At 37.5% G+C, this 16,020-nt stretch carries 14 protein-coding genes and 1 tRNA gene; 8 read left to right on the top strand and 7 right to left on the bottom strand.

Annotated features, from left to right (window positions below):
- The first annotated feature begins 55 nt into the window (after window positions 1-55).
- The 4 genes from prwr041_RS10015 (at window position 56) to prwr041_RS10030 (ending at window position 4,570) form a co-directional block, all read left to right on the top strand.
- Window positions 56-1,876, top strand: coding sequence for an LTA synthase family protein (locus tag prwr041_RS10015; RefSeq protein ID WP_207153651.1), 1,821 nt, complete (start codon window positions 56-58; stop codon window positions 1,874-1,876).
- Window positions 1,873-2,550 carry a phosphatase PAP2 family protein gene (locus tag prwr041_RS10020; protein ID WP_207153652.1) on the top strand — a complete coding sequence of 226 codons (678 nt, stop codon included), beginning with the start codon at window positions 1,873-1,875 and terminating at the stop codon, window positions 2,548-2,550. The genes prwr041_RS10015 and prwr041_RS10020 overlap by 4 nt, the downstream gene beginning before the upstream one ends.
- The gene (gene tsaA / locus prwr041_RS10025) at window positions 2,547-3,227 is read left to right on the top strand and encodes a tRNA (N6-threonylcarbamoyladenosine(37)-N6)-methyltransferase TrmO (protein WP_207153653.1); all 681 of its coding nucleotides are present in this window, start codon (window positions 2,547-2,549) and stop codon (window positions 3,225-3,227) included. The genes prwr041_RS10020 and tsaA overlap by 4 nt, the downstream gene beginning before the upstream one ends.
- Before the next feature lie 95 nt (window positions 3,228-3,322).
- The gene (locus prwr041_RS10030; RefSeq protein ID WP_207153654.1) at window positions 3,323-4,570 is read left to right on the top strand and encodes a D-alanyl-D-alanine carboxypeptidase/D-alanyl-D-alanine-endopeptidase; all 1,248 of its coding nucleotides are present in this window, start codon (window positions 3,323-3,325) and stop codon (window positions 4,568-4,570) included.
- Here prwr041_RS10030 and prwr041_RS10035 read toward each other — a convergent pair.
- From prwr041_RS10035 to prwr041_RS10050, 4 genes are all read right to left on the bottom strand, one after another.
- Complete coding sequence (locus tag prwr041_RS10035; protein ID WP_207153655.1) at window positions 4,567-5,970, bottom strand: glycoside hydrolase family 28 protein; 1,404 nt, start codon at window positions 5,968-5,970, stop codon at window positions 4,567-4,569. The genes prwr041_RS10030 and prwr041_RS10035 overlap by 4 nt on opposite strands.
- A gap of 152 nt (window positions 5,971-6,122) precedes the next feature.
- Window positions 6,123-6,195: transfer RNA gene (locus prwr041_RS10040), tRNA-Phe, on the bottom strand.
- Window positions 6,196-7,857: 1,662 nt separating this feature from the next.
- Window positions 7,858-8,586 (bottom strand): RloB family protein, encoded by a 729-nt coding sequence (locus tag prwr041_RS10045; RefSeq protein WP_207153656.1) that lies wholly within the window; start codon window positions 8,584-8,586, stop codon window positions 7,858-7,860.
- A gap of 2 nt (window positions 8,587-8,588) precedes the next feature.
- Window positions 8,589-9,878 (bottom strand): AAA family ATPase, encoded by a 1,290-nt coding sequence (locus prwr041_RS10050; RefSeq protein ID WP_207153657.1) that lies wholly within the window; start codon window positions 9,876-9,878, stop codon window positions 8,589-8,591.
- A 1,068-nt stretch (window positions 9,879-10,946) separates the two neighbouring features.
- Between prwr041_RS10050 and prwr041_RS10055 the strand changes: the two genes are divergently transcribed.
- The 4 genes from prwr041_RS10055 to prwr041_RS10070 all read left to right on the top strand — a co-directional run bounded on the left by prwr041_RS10055 (window position 10,947) and on the right by prwr041_RS10070 (window position 12,761).
- Window positions 10,947-11,291: a hypothetical protein gene (locus prwr041_RS10055; RefSeq protein WP_207153658.1), complete on the top strand. Its 345-nt coding sequence runs from the start codon at window positions 10,947-10,949 to the stop codon at window positions 11,289-11,291.
- Between the two features lie 3 nt (window positions 11,292-11,294).
- On the top strand, window positions 11,295-11,750 hold the full coding sequence (locus tag prwr041_RS10060) for a hypothetical protein (RefSeq protein ID WP_207153659.1): 456 nt from the start codon (window positions 11,295-11,297) through the stop codon (window positions 11,748-11,750).
- A 210-nt stretch (window positions 11,751-11,960) separates the two neighbouring features.
- Window positions 11,961-12,302 carry a hypothetical protein gene (locus tag prwr041_RS10065; protein WP_207153660.1) on the top strand — a complete coding sequence of 114 codons (342 nt, stop codon included), beginning with the start codon at window positions 11,961-11,963 and terminating at the stop codon, window positions 12,300-12,302.
- A gap of 3 nt (window positions 12,303-12,305) precedes the next feature.
- Window positions 12,306-12,761, top strand: a complete 456-nt coding sequence (locus prwr041_RS10070; RefSeq protein ID WP_207153661.1) for a hypothetical protein — start codon at window positions 12,306-12,308, stop codon at window positions 12,759-12,761.
- A 236-nt stretch (window positions 12,762-12,997) separates the two neighbouring features.
- Here the strand turns inward: prwr041_RS10070 and thiL are convergent, their stop codons facing one another.
- Genes thiL through lpxK form a run of 3 tightly spaced genes read right to left on the bottom strand, consistent with a single transcriptional unit; the run spans window position 12,998 to window position 16,018 of the window.
- Entirely contained in the window at window positions 12,998-14,116 is a 1,119-nt protein-coding gene (thiL, locus tag prwr041_RS10075) for a thiamine-phosphate kinase (RefSeq protein WP_207153662.1), read from the bottom strand.
- 32 nt (window positions 14,117-14,148) lie between these two features.
- Window positions 14,149-14,958 carry a purine-nucleoside phosphorylase gene (locus prwr041_RS10080; protein WP_207153663.1) on the bottom strand — a complete coding sequence of 270 codons (810 nt, stop codon included), beginning with the start codon at window positions 14,956-14,958 and terminating at the stop codon, window positions 14,149-14,151.
- A complete protein-coding gene (gene lpxK, locus prwr041_RS10085) occupies window positions 14,840-16,018 on the bottom strand; it encodes a tetraacyldisaccharide 4'-kinase (RefSeq protein ID WP_207153664.1) in 1,179 nt (392 codons plus the stop codon). The genes prwr041_RS10080 and lpxK overlap by 119 nt, the downstream gene beginning before the upstream one ends.
- Between the last annotated feature and the right edge of the window lie 2 nt (window positions 16,019-16,020).

The following is a 16,020-nucleotide window of genomic DNA, read 5'->3' on the forward strand; positions in this document are numbered from 1 at the left end:
TACCTTTGCCACTAAATGCAGGATAGACATATAATACGGCATTTTGAACGCATAAATGAAAATTAAAATACTGAAATTTATCAAGTTATATATGGTTCTGGTAGGATTGTTCCTTATCCAGAAACCACTTTTTATGTTGGCTTATTATAAGCGTTTCTCTGACGTTGGTGTTATTGAATGGTTTAGAGTCATGTTTCATGGGTTACCACTCGATTTATCTATGTCGGGATATCTTAGCGCATTTCCGGGATTGTTGCTTATAGCAGCTATCTGGACAAGGAGTAATGCTCTGAAATGGATAGGACACGTATATATGGGAATCGTCGCATTTTTTATTTCCCTTACGTTTTGCCTGAACATAGCCTTGTATGAATACTGGGGATTCCCATTAGATTCTACACCGCTGTTTTATTTCTTCTCGTCACCTTCTGACGCAGTAGCTAGCGTAAGTATGGTTACTGTTATCTTAGGTGTGTTATTGGCATTGGCAATAGCTGTTGGCATATTCTATGCTTTGCGCTGGACTTTCCTTGAAAGGGATAAAAAGCCACTCGGAAGTGGAGCATATAGGGTGAAGAGTACGGTGTTGATGACTGTCTTGGTAGGACTTTTGTTTCTGCCTATTCGTGGTGGTATCACGGTTTCGGCTATGAATACCGGAGAAGTGTATTTCAGTACTGATATGAAACTGAATCATGCAGCTGTAAATCCATTCTTTAGTATCATGGAGAGTTTGAGTCATCAGGAAGATTTCGCTGAACAATATAGATTCATGGACGGTAAGAAGGCTGATAAGCTCTTTGCCAAAATGATTTATACAAAGAGCGATTCCACAAAAGCCGTGATTAATAATGACCGACCAGATGTGTATATTGTAATCATGGAGAGCTTCTCTGAAGCCGTGATGAAAACCAATGCACTGCCGAATATAAACAAACTAAAGAATGAAGGTATCTATTTCACTAACTTCTATGCCAATAGTTTTAGAACTGATCGTGGCACGTTGGCTATTTTAAGCGGATATCCTGCACAGCCAACAATGAGTTTGATGAAATATCCAAAGAAGACAAATAATCTGCCTTCTATATCAAAAAAGTTGAGTAAGGCTGGATATGGTCTGAAATATTACTATGGTGGTGATGCCGACTTCACAAATATGCGCTCCTACCTTACTAGTATGGGATTTGCCGACATCGTTGCTGACGTTGATTTCCCTATTAACGAACGACTTGGTAAATGGGGTGTGCCTGATCATCTTGTATTTAACAGACTGGAAAAAGACTTAAAGGCAGAGAAGCAGACTAAGCAACCAATGATGAGGGTGTTGCAGACAAGTAGTTCGCATGAGCCTTTTGACGTGCCTTATCATAAGTTGGGCAACAAAGTGCTGAATGCTTTTGCTTATGCCGATCATAGTGTTGGCAATTTTATTTCATTCCTAAAGAAAAGCGGACGTTGGAAGAAGTCATTGGTTATCCTTGTTCCTGATCATTTGGGATGTTATCCTGAGGGCATCAGTAATTTTGTGATTAAACGATACCAGATTCCTATGATTTGGCTTGGTGGAGCGATAGACTCACCACAAAAGATAAATGTATATGGTTCGCAGCAGGATATTGCAGCTACGTTGCTAGGACAGTTGAAGCTAGATCATTCTGATATAAAGTTCAGTAAGGATATGCTTGATGCCAAAGCGCCACACTTTGCATTCTTCACTGTTCCTGACGCATGGGGAATGGCAACAGCTGACAACCGCATTATATATGATAACACATCAAACAAGATAATGCTTAATGAAGGAAAGCGAAAAAGCCTTCTACTAAATAGTGGAAAAGCATATCTGCAAAAACTATATGACGATATTTCAAAAAGATGATAGCTTTATTATTAGATATTATGCAGGAAGTGAAGTCTGCTGACACTTCAGCCTTCCTTACTGTAAATGGTTGCCACAATTCATATTGGGACACGTTTATGTGGTTGGTCAGCGACAGATTTATTTGGGTACCGATGTATTTGTCTTTGTTGTATGTGTTGTTGCGCAACTATTCACCAAAAGTTGTTCTGGGGATATTAGTTTCTGTTGGAGTGATCGTCCTTTTCACAGATAGTTTCAGTTCACAGGTTATTCGCCCATGGATAGCAAGGCTACGACCAAGTAACTTGCAGAATCCTATTTCCGGTATGGTGCATATCGTAGACGGACACCGTGGAGGAAGCTATGGTTTCCCTTCGTCGCACGCCAGTAACACTTGGGGACTTGTGTTTTTCATGGCTTATCTTCTAAGACGTCATTGGTTGACAGGATTTCTTTTCGTGTGGGCTGCGATAGTATGTTATAGCAGAATGTATCTGGGTGTACATTATTTTGGCGACATCATAGTCGGTACACTGTTCGGACTGCTTGGTTCTTCTGTTGTATATTACGTATTTCAGCGACTCAGCGGAAAGAAATATAAACAAAACCTAAAATACACTTATGTGCCAGTATGGGTTGGACTTTCAATTTTTGCTATAATATTCATAACAGCTATATTCTATAGAGTATGATCATTGAACCTATTGCATATATTCATTCACCGTTTAATTCTAAGTTTGGTATTCCCAGACAAAGCGGTGTCGTCGGCAGCCTTAAAGCCAGCATAGTTTTTGAACCAAAATACAGAAGCGCTGATGCCATAAGGGGAATGGAAGACTTTGATTACCTCTGGCTTATATGGGAGTTTTCTGCCAATAGCCATGCAGGGGCAAGTCTTATGGTGAGACCGCCACGATTGGGCGGTAACGAAAAGGTGGGCGTGTTTGCTAGTCGCAGTCCTTTCAGACCAAACAGACTGGGAATGTCTTCTGTAAAGATAGATTTTATTGATTACGATGCCAAAGACGGACCGATCATAAATGTTCTTGGTGCAGACCTGATGGACGGCACTCCGATTTATGATATAAAACCTTATGTAACTTATGTAGATTCTCACGAAGGTGCAAGATGTGGTTTTGTAGATCGTAATAAATGGACTAAACTGGATGTTGTTATCACTGATGAAGATAAAGCTAAACTTGTTCAGGCAGGAATGAATGAAGAGTTAATTGCCGAACTTACAGAGGTGATAAGTGAAGATCCTCGTCCACAATATCAGGATGATAACGATAAGGTTTACGGTATGATATTTGCCGGACTTGACATTCACTTTGTTGTTAAGTCAGGTAATGCTACATTGGTTTGGTAACTATTTTTTTACAATTTTGTCCTAATTTTACATGCGTTGTAAATGCCCGTTTAAAAAGATTTGTTTAACTTTGCATGTCATAAATGATAAGGAAAATGAAACCGATAAATAAGTTCAATAAGTATATAGTTTTGGCTCTTGCTGTGGCTCTTTTTGCAGGATGCAAGGGTGGTGATCATAAAAAGGTAAAGGAAAATACTGTTCAGGGAAAGGATATACCAGTAGACAAGGATTTGCGTAGTAAATTGAATGAATTTGCTTCAAAACCAAGAACAAAGGGTAACTTTGCTTTCTCTGTTTATGACCTCACAGCAGATAAGCCTGTCTATGGATATGATGAAAACAAGACTTTGCCTGTTGCGTCATGCCTTAAATTGCTTAGTGGTGTGGCTGGACTTCATTTGTTGGGTACTCATTATATGTATGCCACATCTCTTTATACCAGAGGAAAAATAGATAATGGTACGCTTCATGGCGATATTGCTTTTAAGTGTGGACTTGATCCACAACTTAATGAACCTGATTTGGCGATGTTTACAAAGCAGTTGGCAAAGCAGGGTATTAAGAAAGTTGACGGCAAACTTGTTGTCGACCTTGTCTTAAAAGATCCTGTAACGAGCGAGCAGCATTGGTATCCTTGGGATTTGTCGTTCTCTAAATATGGCTTGTTCTATAAAGGTTCTCCAAGAGTGATGAAGGCATTGAAGGCAGCCTTGCTGAAGCAAGGCATCCATTTGGCAGACAGTCAGGTTGTCCTTGCTAGAGTTCCGAAAGGCTCAAAGTGCCTTTTCCGTTTCCGCCGTCCTGTTGAACCAGTAATCAGACGTATGTGGAAGAACAGCTCAAATACTCAGGCTACATCATTATTATATACTATCGGTCACCACATCAATCCAAAGGGTGTTCCTACTGTTGTAGGTGTAGACTATCTTAAAAAGTTTTTGAAACAAGAACTTAAACAGACCAATAAGACGATTGTTGTTCACGACGGATGCGGATTGTGTATTCACAATCACCTTTCTCCGGCTGTGCTCGTTGCTGTATTGCGCTATGGATATATCCACAAACCTATTCATAAAGTGTTGATGCGTGAACTTTCTATATCAGGAGTCGACGGCACATTGCGCGGTGAGATGAATAGCCCCAAGTTGCGTGGACTTGTACATGGCAAGACAGGAACCCTTTCACATCCTTATGGCATCAGTTCGCTTGCAGGATATTGCACGGGTGGAAATGGACACTTGCTGGCTTTCTCTATTGTAGACAGCGAAATGTCTGTGCTTGATGCACGAGTGTTGCAAAAACGTCTTTGCGAAATACTCGTGAAGAAAAATAAGAATTAACGTGTAGGATATGTGACAAGTTTAACGTTGTCAAGCTTGATATCACAATCAGCGTCAATATCTGTTGCCTTGTTCGTGTAGAAGATAGTAGAATTGGCGATAGTGATGTCGTGAATCATTCCCTTCTCACCATGAGCTGTTATTCCGTTTCTTGCGTCACGGCATATAACATTTGATATGTGAATGTCTTTAAAGTTTGGTACAAAATCCATAGCTGCTGCCATACCCTTCTTTTTGCTTCCTACGTGATTATCAAAATAGGTTGTCTCAAAAACTATTGCGTCGTCTTTTATATCGCTCATATAGATGTTGCTGATATAAATGCTTTCGGTGATTCCTCCACGTCCTATGGCACTCTTGAAGCGAAGTCCTGTATCAGTTCCGCTGAAAGTATTGTTGTTCACAAAGATATTCATCATTCCACCAGAAAATTCACTACCTATTACAAATCCTCCATGGGCATGATACACCTTGTTATCCTGTATATTAATGTTCTCGCATGGACCGTTTTCCAGTCCAGCCTTTCCTGCACCACCTTTCATACATATACCGTCATCGCCAGCATCAATGGTGCTATTTATGATAAGCACGTTGCTGCAGTTGCCAACGTCTATTCCGTCCCCATTCTGTGCATTCCAGGGACAGCGTACAGTTACTCCGTCTATAATCACGTTGTTGCATCTTTGAGGGACAATGTGGAACTTAGGTGAGTTCTGTATCGTCACGCCCTGAATAAGTACATTTTCGCATGCTGTAAGTCTTATAAGGTGAGTGCGCATGTTCTCTTGTGCTTCGGCAGAGTTAGCAATGTTGTCGAAGTTTTTTAAGTTATATGGATACCATAGTTCTCCATTAGCAGAAACAGTTCCACCCATCAGCTTAAATTGATTCCATTCAGCATCACTAACCTTTGAACGTTTCACGGCTCTCCACCATTTACCGTTACCGTCTATAGTGCCTTCACCTGTTATTGATATGTTCTTGCGATTGCTTGCGTTGATACCAGGAGTAGGTTTGTTGTCAGTCGTTCCGTCTTCAGTCTTGAAATGATCTTTCTTGTCTGGTGAAAGCAGTATCATCGCATTGCACTCTATGTGAAGATCTATATTATCTTTAAGAGAAATCAATCCTGTGAGATATATTCCTGCTGGAACATTAAGATGTCCTCCTCCAAGTTTGCTTAACTTACTTATTGCTTTTTGAAATGCAATCGTATTCATTGTTATTCCGTCACCAATGCCTCCACATTCTGTAATTGAAACATTGTTATCGGGAATAGTAGGGGCAACAACCTCAGGCATAGGCTTTGGCAATCCTTGATAGTATTTAGCATAGTTGTTTCCTGCAAAAGCAGTCATACTGATGATTAGAGAAAGACTGAATAAGATGTATTTTTTCATTTGTTTTATTATTAAGTTTGTTTATTGTAAAAATGATAATGCAAATATAGTATAAAACAAATGTTATTATACGGTAGGATATTATCTTTTAAGAGATAATAACAAACAGACCACAAAAAAGCTCGATACAAAAGATTGTATCGAGCTTTTTGTGGTACCACCAGGAATCGAACCGGGGACACAAGGATTTTCAGTCCTTTGCTCTACCAACTGAGCTATGGCACCTTGTTGCTTAATTGCGGGTGCAAAGGTATGAATTAAATTGTAAATAAAAGAATAGCGTATTAGAAAACTTCTTTAGATTAGTATTTATTAACAATTTTGTGACTTAATTTATTTTATTCATAATGAATGAAAATTGCAAGGAAACAAAGTAACGTTGCGTTGACTCATTACTATAGTAAAGTTACTACTGCTTTATCTATTATAAAAGTATCACTAGTGTTCACTTTAAACGATTAATCTTTAGTGCAGCGTATTATATAATAAAAGATTGAGCCAAGATTTCTCTGTGATGATTTGAATTTTGTATATTTAGGGTACCTCCCTGTGTATTTTCTTGTTATTTAGCTACGAAGCTACGGTATCTTTGGCAAGGCCTATAAACACAGGGATTGACGATACGTAGTTTGGAGGATTTAGCTACGTTAAGCTACGTTTTAGCTACGTCAACTTATGATGTTTTAAGGATGGAATGCATTCAATGAATGAATTTGTCAAAGAATCGTTTGCTGTATCAGAGGAACTGAGATGTGTAAATTGATGCATTAAACGAGAACAGAATTTTCAAACTTGTTTAAGTATTCTGCTGAATTCCGCTGAATTCTTTGCAAAGATACTGCAAAATTTTTGTCCATGCAATCACATTTAGGTTAGACTGTTAGCCAAAGTTTTAATCACAGGAGTGTTACACATCATTATACACGTGCTCACGCATGCGCACACTCTGGGTTTTTCATAAAAACAAGTGTCGAAGTGTCTATTCATTGAGCATCAATCCGTTAGAATACTTTTCGGGTCGAATGAAGTGTCGGTTATTTGTCGGTAAAATCTAGGTGAAGATTTTCATCATACTGCATCACGCTTTACGAAGTTTTTCGTTGCGTTTTGCGATGTTTTGCAATCCGTTTTACGATGAAATGCACTGTGTTCTACGAAGCAATAGGAGGTAAAACATCGTAGAAACGTTTGCTTTTCTATATGGAACTAGTTGCGTTTCTATATAGAAACGCATGCAAAACTTGAAATTTAACCGCCAGATCACCGTCACCTTATTTAATCGAATTCGTCGATAAAATACTGATATTCATTAAGTTGACACTTCGACACTTATATTTTTCAAAACCCTAAGTGCGCGCGTTAGGGCGTGTACATTATATAGGCAGAATAGGATAACGTAGCTAATACGTAGCTCACGTAGCTAAATTAATTTAGCTACGTATCGTCAAACCCTTTGTTTAAAGGCTTTGCGAGAGATACCGTAGCTCCGTAGCTAAAAAACACTAAAAACGCAGGGGGAGCCCCCAGAAATATGCAAAACTCAAATCGTCACCAATAAATCTAGTTTCTAAACTTTTAGTGGACAGTAATAAAATCATAACTAACTTAATATGGTTAGTCGCGGCGCTACTTAGCAGCACGGTATGGATTGCAGGATAACAACAGAGGGGGATGTGCTAAAGCACATCCCTCTGTTGTTTTTAGGTTTCCCGCAGATGTTTATTGTTTATGCTCCTGCAGATAGATTGAGTCCTCTTGCATGATTATTCTCCCGCAGATCCCGCAGATTCCCGCAAAGAAAAACACAAAAGTGGGAGAGTGGGGCAAAGTATTATTGATATAAACAATGCCGTGAAGATGGATTTATATTGAAGTCTATGTAAAATTCTACTTCTTTTCAAGCTCAGACTTTATCTGCTTTATAAAATCTTTATCCTCACCGATTAACAGTCTTACAAGCTTATATACCATTGTGCAAGGGTTGTGGTCATGGAATTTCTGATTATTAAAGATTTTCGATTGACGTTCTGCACGTTTGATAGCAACATGTTCATCGCAATGACAAGCACTGAGTATAGCACGCATATTTATATCGTTTTTAAGATAAGTATATTCCTTATTACCTTTACGATAACCAGTGTAACGTACACGTTTTGTAATAATATCCTTATAATCATTACGATTCATTGGGGTGGAACGATCATCAAAATGGTAGACGTACCAAAGTTCAAATGCTTCGTTGCTCCATGCACATCCAATTCTGTTTTTAGTAGCCTTTTTAATGGCATTATCAAAGTCTGTAGGTTTAAAATCATCACGATCGAATACTACCCAAACAGAGTCGTAGGGGTTGCCAACCTTGTTAGCTTGCGCTTTTAGCTGAATTGCTTTATCAACCACCTGAATGGTATTGATTCCACCACCAGTAGTATTTATTTCATAGACTAAGCCACTAGAATTAGCCATCATACTGAATGAACGAAAATAATTTGGTTCAGTTTTTTCTCCTTCACATACAATCAGAATTCGGCATCGGACATACCTTTTGTCATCATTCGCCACTGGTTCCATGATGATTTTTGGTTTAAGCGATGCTATGTTTAATTTCTTTGCCATGATTATTCAGTGTAAGGAATGATATAAGGTATACCTCCATAACGGCCATTGATATAGTTGCGCCCTATATTTCCATCGCCACGTGGTTTAGTACCATCTGGCAACACAATCTGCATCATATTGTAAATATCTGTACGTTCCTGAGAATCTTTCTCAGTGAACCATATTTGATCACGACGTAGAAGGTGACTTGATAGAAGGTTGGTGTCATGTGTTGAGAAAATAAGCTGAGCGCAATTTTGATTGCGGGCTGGGTCATTGAACAGTGATACCAATTCCAATGAAATTAGTGGATGCATCTTGGCATCGAGTTCATCAATAACAAGTACTGTGCCTGAGTTCAACGTATCGAAAATAGGACCAGCCATATCGAATAGTTTACGAGTACCTGCAGATTCCATTTCATCGAACTCAAAATTTTGAGTACCAACCATTGTTCCATCTTCATCATATATTCCATGTGAAGAGAAAATCTTTATTTGCTTCTTTCCAGTTAAATCCTTAATAAGTTCTTCTCTAAGTTCATTTGGTATATCTTTTGGAAGATCATTAGCTTCAAAATCGTGATCCATTGAAACAACATCTTTGAAACCAAGTTTTACTCTGCCAAAGAAATTTTTCATCTCGTTACATCCTGGCAAGTCTTTATTCAAATACAATTTAGTAAAAGATTTGTAGGAGTTAGTATCAAGTCCAGATAATACATTGATACCTTTTTGGAAAAAATCAATGATTGAGTTAGATATTTTTCCCCCTAACTGTCCAACTAGAGAAATAAATAATCGGTTATTATTTGTTCTTTCCTCAAGGTCTTTACCTTCTGGGAATAGTTTATTATTCACTCCAATGCCTTCAAGCGTACGAATGAATATATTACTTTCTTTGCCAGACTTCTCTTTACGAATAAGCCATTCTTCACATATCTCTTGTGCCGTGTTTGAGAAGCCGTAACGGTAACGGATGCCACTCGTTACAAACTCAGCCTCATATAGTGTTGGTTTATTCGTATTCGCTTTGTTAAGCAGAAAAGGCTCATAAGAAAGCTCTTCCTTGTCATTCATCTTTATTGATGACTGTACAAGATGTGCCATTTTAGAAATACCTAGAATAACATTACTCTTGCCACTTGAATTTGCACCATAAATGGCTGTAGTGCGTAGGTAGTTGCCGTTATCATCATTTACGATGTTAGAAAATGGCTCATCCTTTATTGATGTAGGAGTGAAAACCATTGTCTTCCTCTCTGCGATAGAGCGAAAGTTTTCTATTGTAAAACGAAGCAATGTAGCCATATTATTTGATATGTTAGTTTAATTAATTGTGTTTTATTCTCAAATGTTACTGCAAATATACGTAATAAGCTGTGTGTTTGATACATAAAATGAGAAAAACTCTCAAATATTATGTTTATTTAGCTGTAAATGATATCAAAACACGAAAAATAATCAATATACAACTTGTCACTATAGTAGCATTTCTTTTGCTTATCCTACTTTGCTACTTCTTAATAGAAATGCAGTAGCGTGCATTTGGGTGAACGGTCTATTCTCCCGCAGATTACGCAGATTCCCGCAGACAAACTGCAAACAGCATGAGTTACATTATCTCCCGCAGACTTATTGTCTCAACTTGAACTACATATTCTCTCGCAGATAACGCAGAGGTCGCAGATGAACGCAGCAAGCTGCATTCGCAGAGAAAGACAGTTTGTTGTTCGTGTGGTTATTGAGGTTTGTCTGCGATTATCAGCGAGATCTGCGTGAGAATCGGCCGTTTGTAGATGCTAGAGTTGCAATATAAAGAAAAGAACATTAAGGGAAATCTGCGTGATTAATAGGGGAGTATTTGTCTTTGTGTTGTTCTTAAAAGGTAATGCTTGCATTAGTTGTAACAATGTGTTTAAAAATGATTAGCAATAAAATTTGGTAGTAGCTTCAGAATTATGTAACTTTGCGTTCAGAAGTTATTCTCTGATGAGATAAATACCTGAAATTAAAATGACCATTAAATAGTTTTACTTACACACCAAACAATTAAAAATTCTTATTGGAATGATTAATGATGGAAAAATACAAATGTCATTTTTGGCAATGTTGTTGTCTTTCTTCGTTTTACCAATTTATGGCGTCCTGCATAATATAATGATAGAGAGTACTAAAGACTCTATTATATGTGGACAATCCTAAATATATAATATACTTAAAATAAAATTAATGAAAATCACGAAAAGGTACTTAATGGGAAATAGCATAAAGCTTACTTATGTGTTTATTCTACTGCTTTTGCTAGGCTCTTGCAGGAAGAATAGAAATGTCTCTGAATTTGTTGTTGATCCTCCCTACGAAACTAAAGTAGAGTATATGGAAGACACAATCAAATTAACAGATATACATCCTACAGGTCCCACAGGGGAAGATAATTCTTATATCTGGGTGAAAAAGAATGGAAAGTACTATTCTGACGGCTTTTTAATCATGTCAACTGAAAAAGACACGTCTTATATTTTTCCAGAAATAAATCGTGTATTACCAGTCAAAGAAGTGTGTGTAACACGTAAAATAAGTAAAAACTTATATTCAAATAAAACATATTTAGAGCTTGCACCTCATCATTGGGAAATGTGTTATGCTGTTTATTATGATAAATCTTATCGAATAATAAAGTTCCAGAAAACAATAGCAATCAGTTTTATACTTAAAAAGTAGACTATGAAGAATGTAAAGATTAAAATGGGGTTAATACTATGTATTGTTATTTTGTTAAGTTCCTGCAAAAGAAACAAGAATAATTACACGATAATTCCGCCTTATAAATATCAAGTTGAATATTGTGGTGATAAGATCATTATCAGCAAAATCACCAATATAGGGGATACAACTTCTACAATATGGAAGAAAAGAAATGGGGAATACTTTGATGAAAATAATCATTTAAAAATGTCTTTAAAAGACACTAGTTATATTTATTATCAGAAAGTGTATAATATTAAGCATACTAAGCTATGTACAGAAATCAGTGCTGAGAAGGATAGTCTTTATTCCTGTACAACAACATTTCTATGGGGATATCATGTTGAAGAAATGGGGCTTGTCGTCTATTATGATAAATCTTATCAAATAAAAAAAATACGTTCTGGAGGATTATGTGAGTATAGTAATAAATAGAAAATTATAGGCTCTATCACATGTGAACAATCCTAAATGCATAATATACTTAAAATGGAATTAATGAAAATCACGAAAAGGTACTTAATGAGAAATAGCATAACGTTTACTAATATGTTTATTCTACTGTTTTTGCTAAGCTCTTGCAGGAAAAATAAAGATGTCTCTGAATTTGTTGTAGATTATCCCTACGAAACCAAAGTGGAGTATATGAAAGACACAATCAAATTAACAGATATAAGTCTTAATGATCCCAGTGAGAATAATTCTTATATATGGGTGAAAAAGAATGGACAGTACTATGACTACGACCATTTAATTATGTCAATGGAAGAACATACAGAATATTTTTCCACACGAATGTATAGTGAATCACCAATTAAAGGAGTGTACATGATCCGCAAAGAAGGTAAAAATTTATATTCGTATAAGACATATTTAGAAGTTGCACCACATCATTGGAAATTGAATAATGCTATTTATTATGATAAATCTTATCGAATAATTAAGTTTCAAGATATGTTTGCATGTGATTTTATACTTAAAAAGTAGATTATGAAGAATATAAAGATTAAAATGTTTTTAATATTATGTGTTGTCGTTTTGCTGAGTTCCTGCAAAAAAAACAATAGTATTTATAAGCTACATCCGCCATATAAATATCAGGTTGAATATAGTGGTGATAAAATCATTATCAGCAAAATCAACAATATAGGGGATACAACTTCTACAATATTGAAGAAAAGAAACGGAGAATACTTTGATGAAAATAATCATCTAAAAATGTCCTTAAAAGACACTACTTATGTTTATTATCAGAAAGAGAATGATATTGATCGTGCAAAACTATTTACAACAATCAGTGTAAAGAATGACAGTCTTTATTCCTCAACAACAAAATATATATGGAAAAATTGCTATGATGAATTAAAGCTTGTTGTTTACTATGATAAATCTTATCGAATAAAGAAAATACAGGCTAGAGGATTATATGAATTTAGTAATGAATAATTCTTTATAATGGATATCAGTGTGAACTGCTTTATCCCCCCGCAGATTTCTGTGATTCACGCAGATTAAATACAGCAGCGAGAGAATAGCATGTTTTGCAGATAATACAGATACATGAAAGGGAATGATATAAGACTCCCGCTGATTTCACAGAGTAATGCAGAGAAAATACATCTGCGTGAATCAGTGAAATCAGCGGGAGAAATATGTAAGTCTTTTATTTATATCTTATAATACTATTTTTCGTCACGAATAGGATTCCATCCTTGTGCTTCTAGCTGGAATTCATTGTCGTCACGAGTAGACAGCATGCAGCCTAGACTTTCTTTTGTGATGTAGCCTATTTGGCGTATGCCTTTGATATTCTTAATCTTCTCGTGATCTCCGATAGGAACCGTGAATAGTAGTTCGTAATCTTCACCACCATTTAATGCACAGGTAGTGAGGTTCATGTTGAACTGTTCGGCAGCAACTGCAGTTTGGTAGTCAATAGGTATTTCTTTTTCATACACACGACAACCGCAATGACTTTGGTTACAGATATGAAGAAGTTCGCTGCTAAGTCCGTCAGAAATGTCAATCATTGCAGTAGGTTTGATATTTGCTTTGCGCAATTCGTCTACAATGTCGCCACGTGCTTCTGGCTTAAGTTGTCTGTCGAGAAGATATTCCTTTCCGGCAAAGTCTGGTTGGAAGTCTTCTACGGTTTGTCTCTGTGCTCTTAGAGCAGCAAGTTTTGCTTCGTCATTAGCTGCTTGCGCATCGCGTACCTTTTTATTATACTCTTCTATCTGTGAATAGTACACAGCTTTTTCTCTTTCGAGAATCTGAAGTCCCATGTAGGATGCACCAAGATCACCTGAAACGCAAATGAGGTCAGTCTCTTTGGCTCCGTTTCTGTAAACGACATCCTCGCTAGCAGCCTCACCAATACAAGTGATGCTGATGGCAAGACCTGTTCTTGATGAAGTGGTGTCACCACCAACTACATCAATGTCCCATTTTGCGCATGCTTCACGTAGTCCCGCATAGAATTCGTCTAGGTCTTCTACTTTGAATCGTTTTCCAAGAGCAATGCTTACCAAAATTTGATGAGGAGTTCCGTTCATGGCGAATATGTCGCTGATGTTTACCATTGCAGACTTATAGCCAAGAGTGCGCATGTCGATATATGTTAAATCGAAATGTATTCCCTCCATTAGCATGTCGCTAGTGACAAGAACTTCCTTTTGGGGATAATGAAGTACGGCGCAGTCATCACCTACGCCATACTTTGTACTTGTATTCTTTGGTTCTATATCTTTGGTGAGTCGGTGAATAAGTCCGAACTCTCCAAGTTTAGAAATATCAGTCATTTAATATTCTTATTCAATAATATTATAATAGTTTATGAGCGACGAATCATCTCACGCATAATCTCAGTCATCTTTGGCTGTGCTGCATTGGCTGCTTTCTGCACATCCTCGTGACTAACCTCTACAGGAACATCGAAGCCTCCAAGGTCGGTGATGATGCTGATACCAAATACTTTTATGCCACAATGATGTGCGACGATAACCTCAGGAACGGTACTCATACCAACTGCATCGGCACCAAGCAAGTGGTACATTCTGTATTCAGCAGGAGTCTCGAAAGTAGGTCCCTGAACTCCCATGTAAATACCATGCATAAGGCGAATATCTTTCTCCTTTGCAATCTCGTTAGCCAGTTCAATAAGTGTATGGTCGTAAGCCTCGTGCATATCAGGGAAGCGTGGACCAGTAGGGAAGTTCTTTCCGTGAAGTGGATGCTCAGGGAAGAAATTGATATGATCGTTGATAACCATGAGGTCACCAATCTTGAAATCAGGGTTCATACCTCCAGATGCGTTGCTTACGAAGAGGGTGTCGATGCCCAATTCATACATTACACGCTCAGGGAAGGTTACTTCTTTCATGTTGTAGCCCTCATAGAAATGGAAACGTCCCTCCATAGCCATGATGTCTTTGCCACCAAGTTTACCGAATATCAGTTTGCCTGCATGGCCTTCGACTGTAGAAACAGGGAAATTAGGAATTTCACTATATGGGAATTCGTAACTATCGGTTATTTCTGAAGCTAATTGTCCCAGGCCTGTTCCCAGAATTATCGCTGTCTTTGGACTTGTTGTCATCCTTTCCTTTAGCCAGGATGCTGTTTCTTGAATTTTTTCGTACATAGTCTATGATTTTATCATTAAAAACATTTTCTTGGTTGAGCATGAACCTTACTTTGATAGGTAGAACATAAATATGACTTTTCACGTCATCGTCAATTCCCTCGATATCTTCAAGTCGGGTTGCATCTTTTTCCGTTGTTATAATAATCTTGTTTCCCTTGATGTTTGCGAAAGCTTGATTTATTCTTTCTGCATCTTTTGCCGAAAACTGATGGTGATCGGCAAAAGACAAAGGAGTTATGCTTGTGACATATTTTTGAATGTCGACAATTATCTGCTTTGGTGAAGCTATTCCCGAAACAAGCAGTACGTTTTTACCTTTCAACTGCTGCTTCGTGATTTTATTTTCTTCTTTATTGAATAATGGATACGGCGTATCATAATCAATCGTAGAGAAGAACAGACTTTGGTATGGATAAAGGTCCATTGACTTTGTCAGGACTCTGAATTCCATAGGCTTCAAGTCTTTTGGGCACTTCGTGATGATAACGATGTCGGCACGGTTCTTTCCTGATAATGGTTCACGCAGTCTTCCGGCAGGCAACAACTTGTCATAGATGATGAGTCGATGATAGTCTACTAGAAGAATGTTGATACCAGGTTTAACATATCTGTGCTGAAAAGCATCATCAAGCAATATCACATCGGTATCCTTACGATCATGGATGATATTCTCGATGCCTCTTGTTCTCTTGTGGTCAACTGCAACATTTATGCCAGAAAATTTCTTCTTCATCTGAAATGGTTCATCGCCAATATCTTTCATCGTACTGTTTTCGTCAGCCAAGATGTATCCATGTGTCTTTCTTTTGTAGCCTCGTGAAAGAACAGCAATTTTAGCTTCATCTTGAAGAAGTCTTATCAAATATTCCACATGAGGAGTCTTACCAGATCCCCCAACAGTGATGTTGCCAACTGATATAATAGGTGTTTCGTAGGAGTGCTGTTTTAGCACTCCAATTTCAAATAGTTTATTGCGAAAGCCGACTCCTATTCCATAGAGCCAACTAAGTGGCAACAACCAATCGTAGATGTGAATAAAATCTCCTTCAGTTCTCATAA

Source organism: Prevotella herbatica, assembly GCF_017347605.1.
Taxonomy (GTDB): Bacteria; Bacteroidota; Bacteroidia; order Bacteroidales; family Bacteroidaceae; genus Prevotella; species Prevotella herbatica.

What these genes read in the sequence shown, in the direction of transcription:
- prwr041_RS10015 (WP_207153651.1), top strand. Translation starts at nt 56, where the DNA reads ATGAAAATTAAAATACTGAAATTTATCAAGTTATATATGGTTCTGGTA.
- prwr041_RS10020 (WP_207153652.1), top strand. Translation starts at nt 1,873, where the DNA reads ATGATAGCTTTATTATTAGATATTATGCAGGAAGTGAAGTCTGCTGAC.
- tsaA (WP_207153653.1), top strand. Translation starts at nt 2,547, where the DNA reads ATGATCATTGAACCTATTGCATATATTCATTCACCGTTTAATTCTAAG.
- prwr041_RS10030 (WP_207153654.1), top strand. Translation starts at nt 3,323, where the DNA reads ATGAAACCGATAAATAAGTTCAATAAGTATATAGTTTTGGCTCTTGCT.
- prwr041_RS10035 (WP_207153655.1), bottom strand. Translation starts at nt 5,970, where the DNA reads ATGAAAAAATACATCTTATTCAGTCTTTCTCTAATCATCAGTATGACT.
- prwr041_RS10045 (WP_207153656.1), bottom strand. Translation starts at nt 8,586, where the DNA reads ATGGCAAAGAAATTAAACATAGCATCGCTTAAACCAAAAATCATCATG.
- prwr041_RS10050 (WP_207153657.1), bottom strand. Translation starts at nt 9,878, where the DNA reads ATGGCTACATTGCTTCGTTTTACAATAGAAAACTTTCGCTCTATCGCA.
- prwr041_RS10055 (WP_207153658.1), top strand. Translation starts at nt 10,947, where the DNA reads ATGGAAGACACAATCAAATTAACAGATATACATCCTACAGGTCCCACA.
- prwr041_RS10060 (WP_207153659.1), top strand. Translation starts at nt 11,295, where the DNA reads ATGAAGAATGTAAAGATTAAAATGGGGTTAATACTATGTATTGTTATT.
- prwr041_RS10065 (WP_207153660.1), top strand. Translation starts at nt 11,961, where the DNA reads ATGAAAGACACAATCAAATTAACAGATATAAGTCTTAATGATCCCAGT.
- prwr041_RS10070 (WP_207153661.1), top strand. Translation starts at nt 12,306, where the DNA reads ATGAAGAATATAAAGATTAAAATGTTTTTAATATTATGTGTTGTCGTT.
- thiL (WP_207153662.1), bottom strand. Translation starts at nt 14,116, where the DNA reads ATGACTGATATTTCTAAACTTGGAGAGTTCGGACTTATTCACCGACTC.
- prwr041_RS10080 (WP_207153663.1), bottom strand. Translation starts at nt 14,958, where the DNA reads ATGTACGAAAAAATTCAAGAAACAGCATCCTGGCTAAAGGAAAGGATG.
- lpxK (WP_207153664.1), bottom strand. Translation starts at nt 16,018, where the DNA reads ATGAGAACTGAAGGAGATTTTATTCACATCTACGATTGGTTGTTGCCA.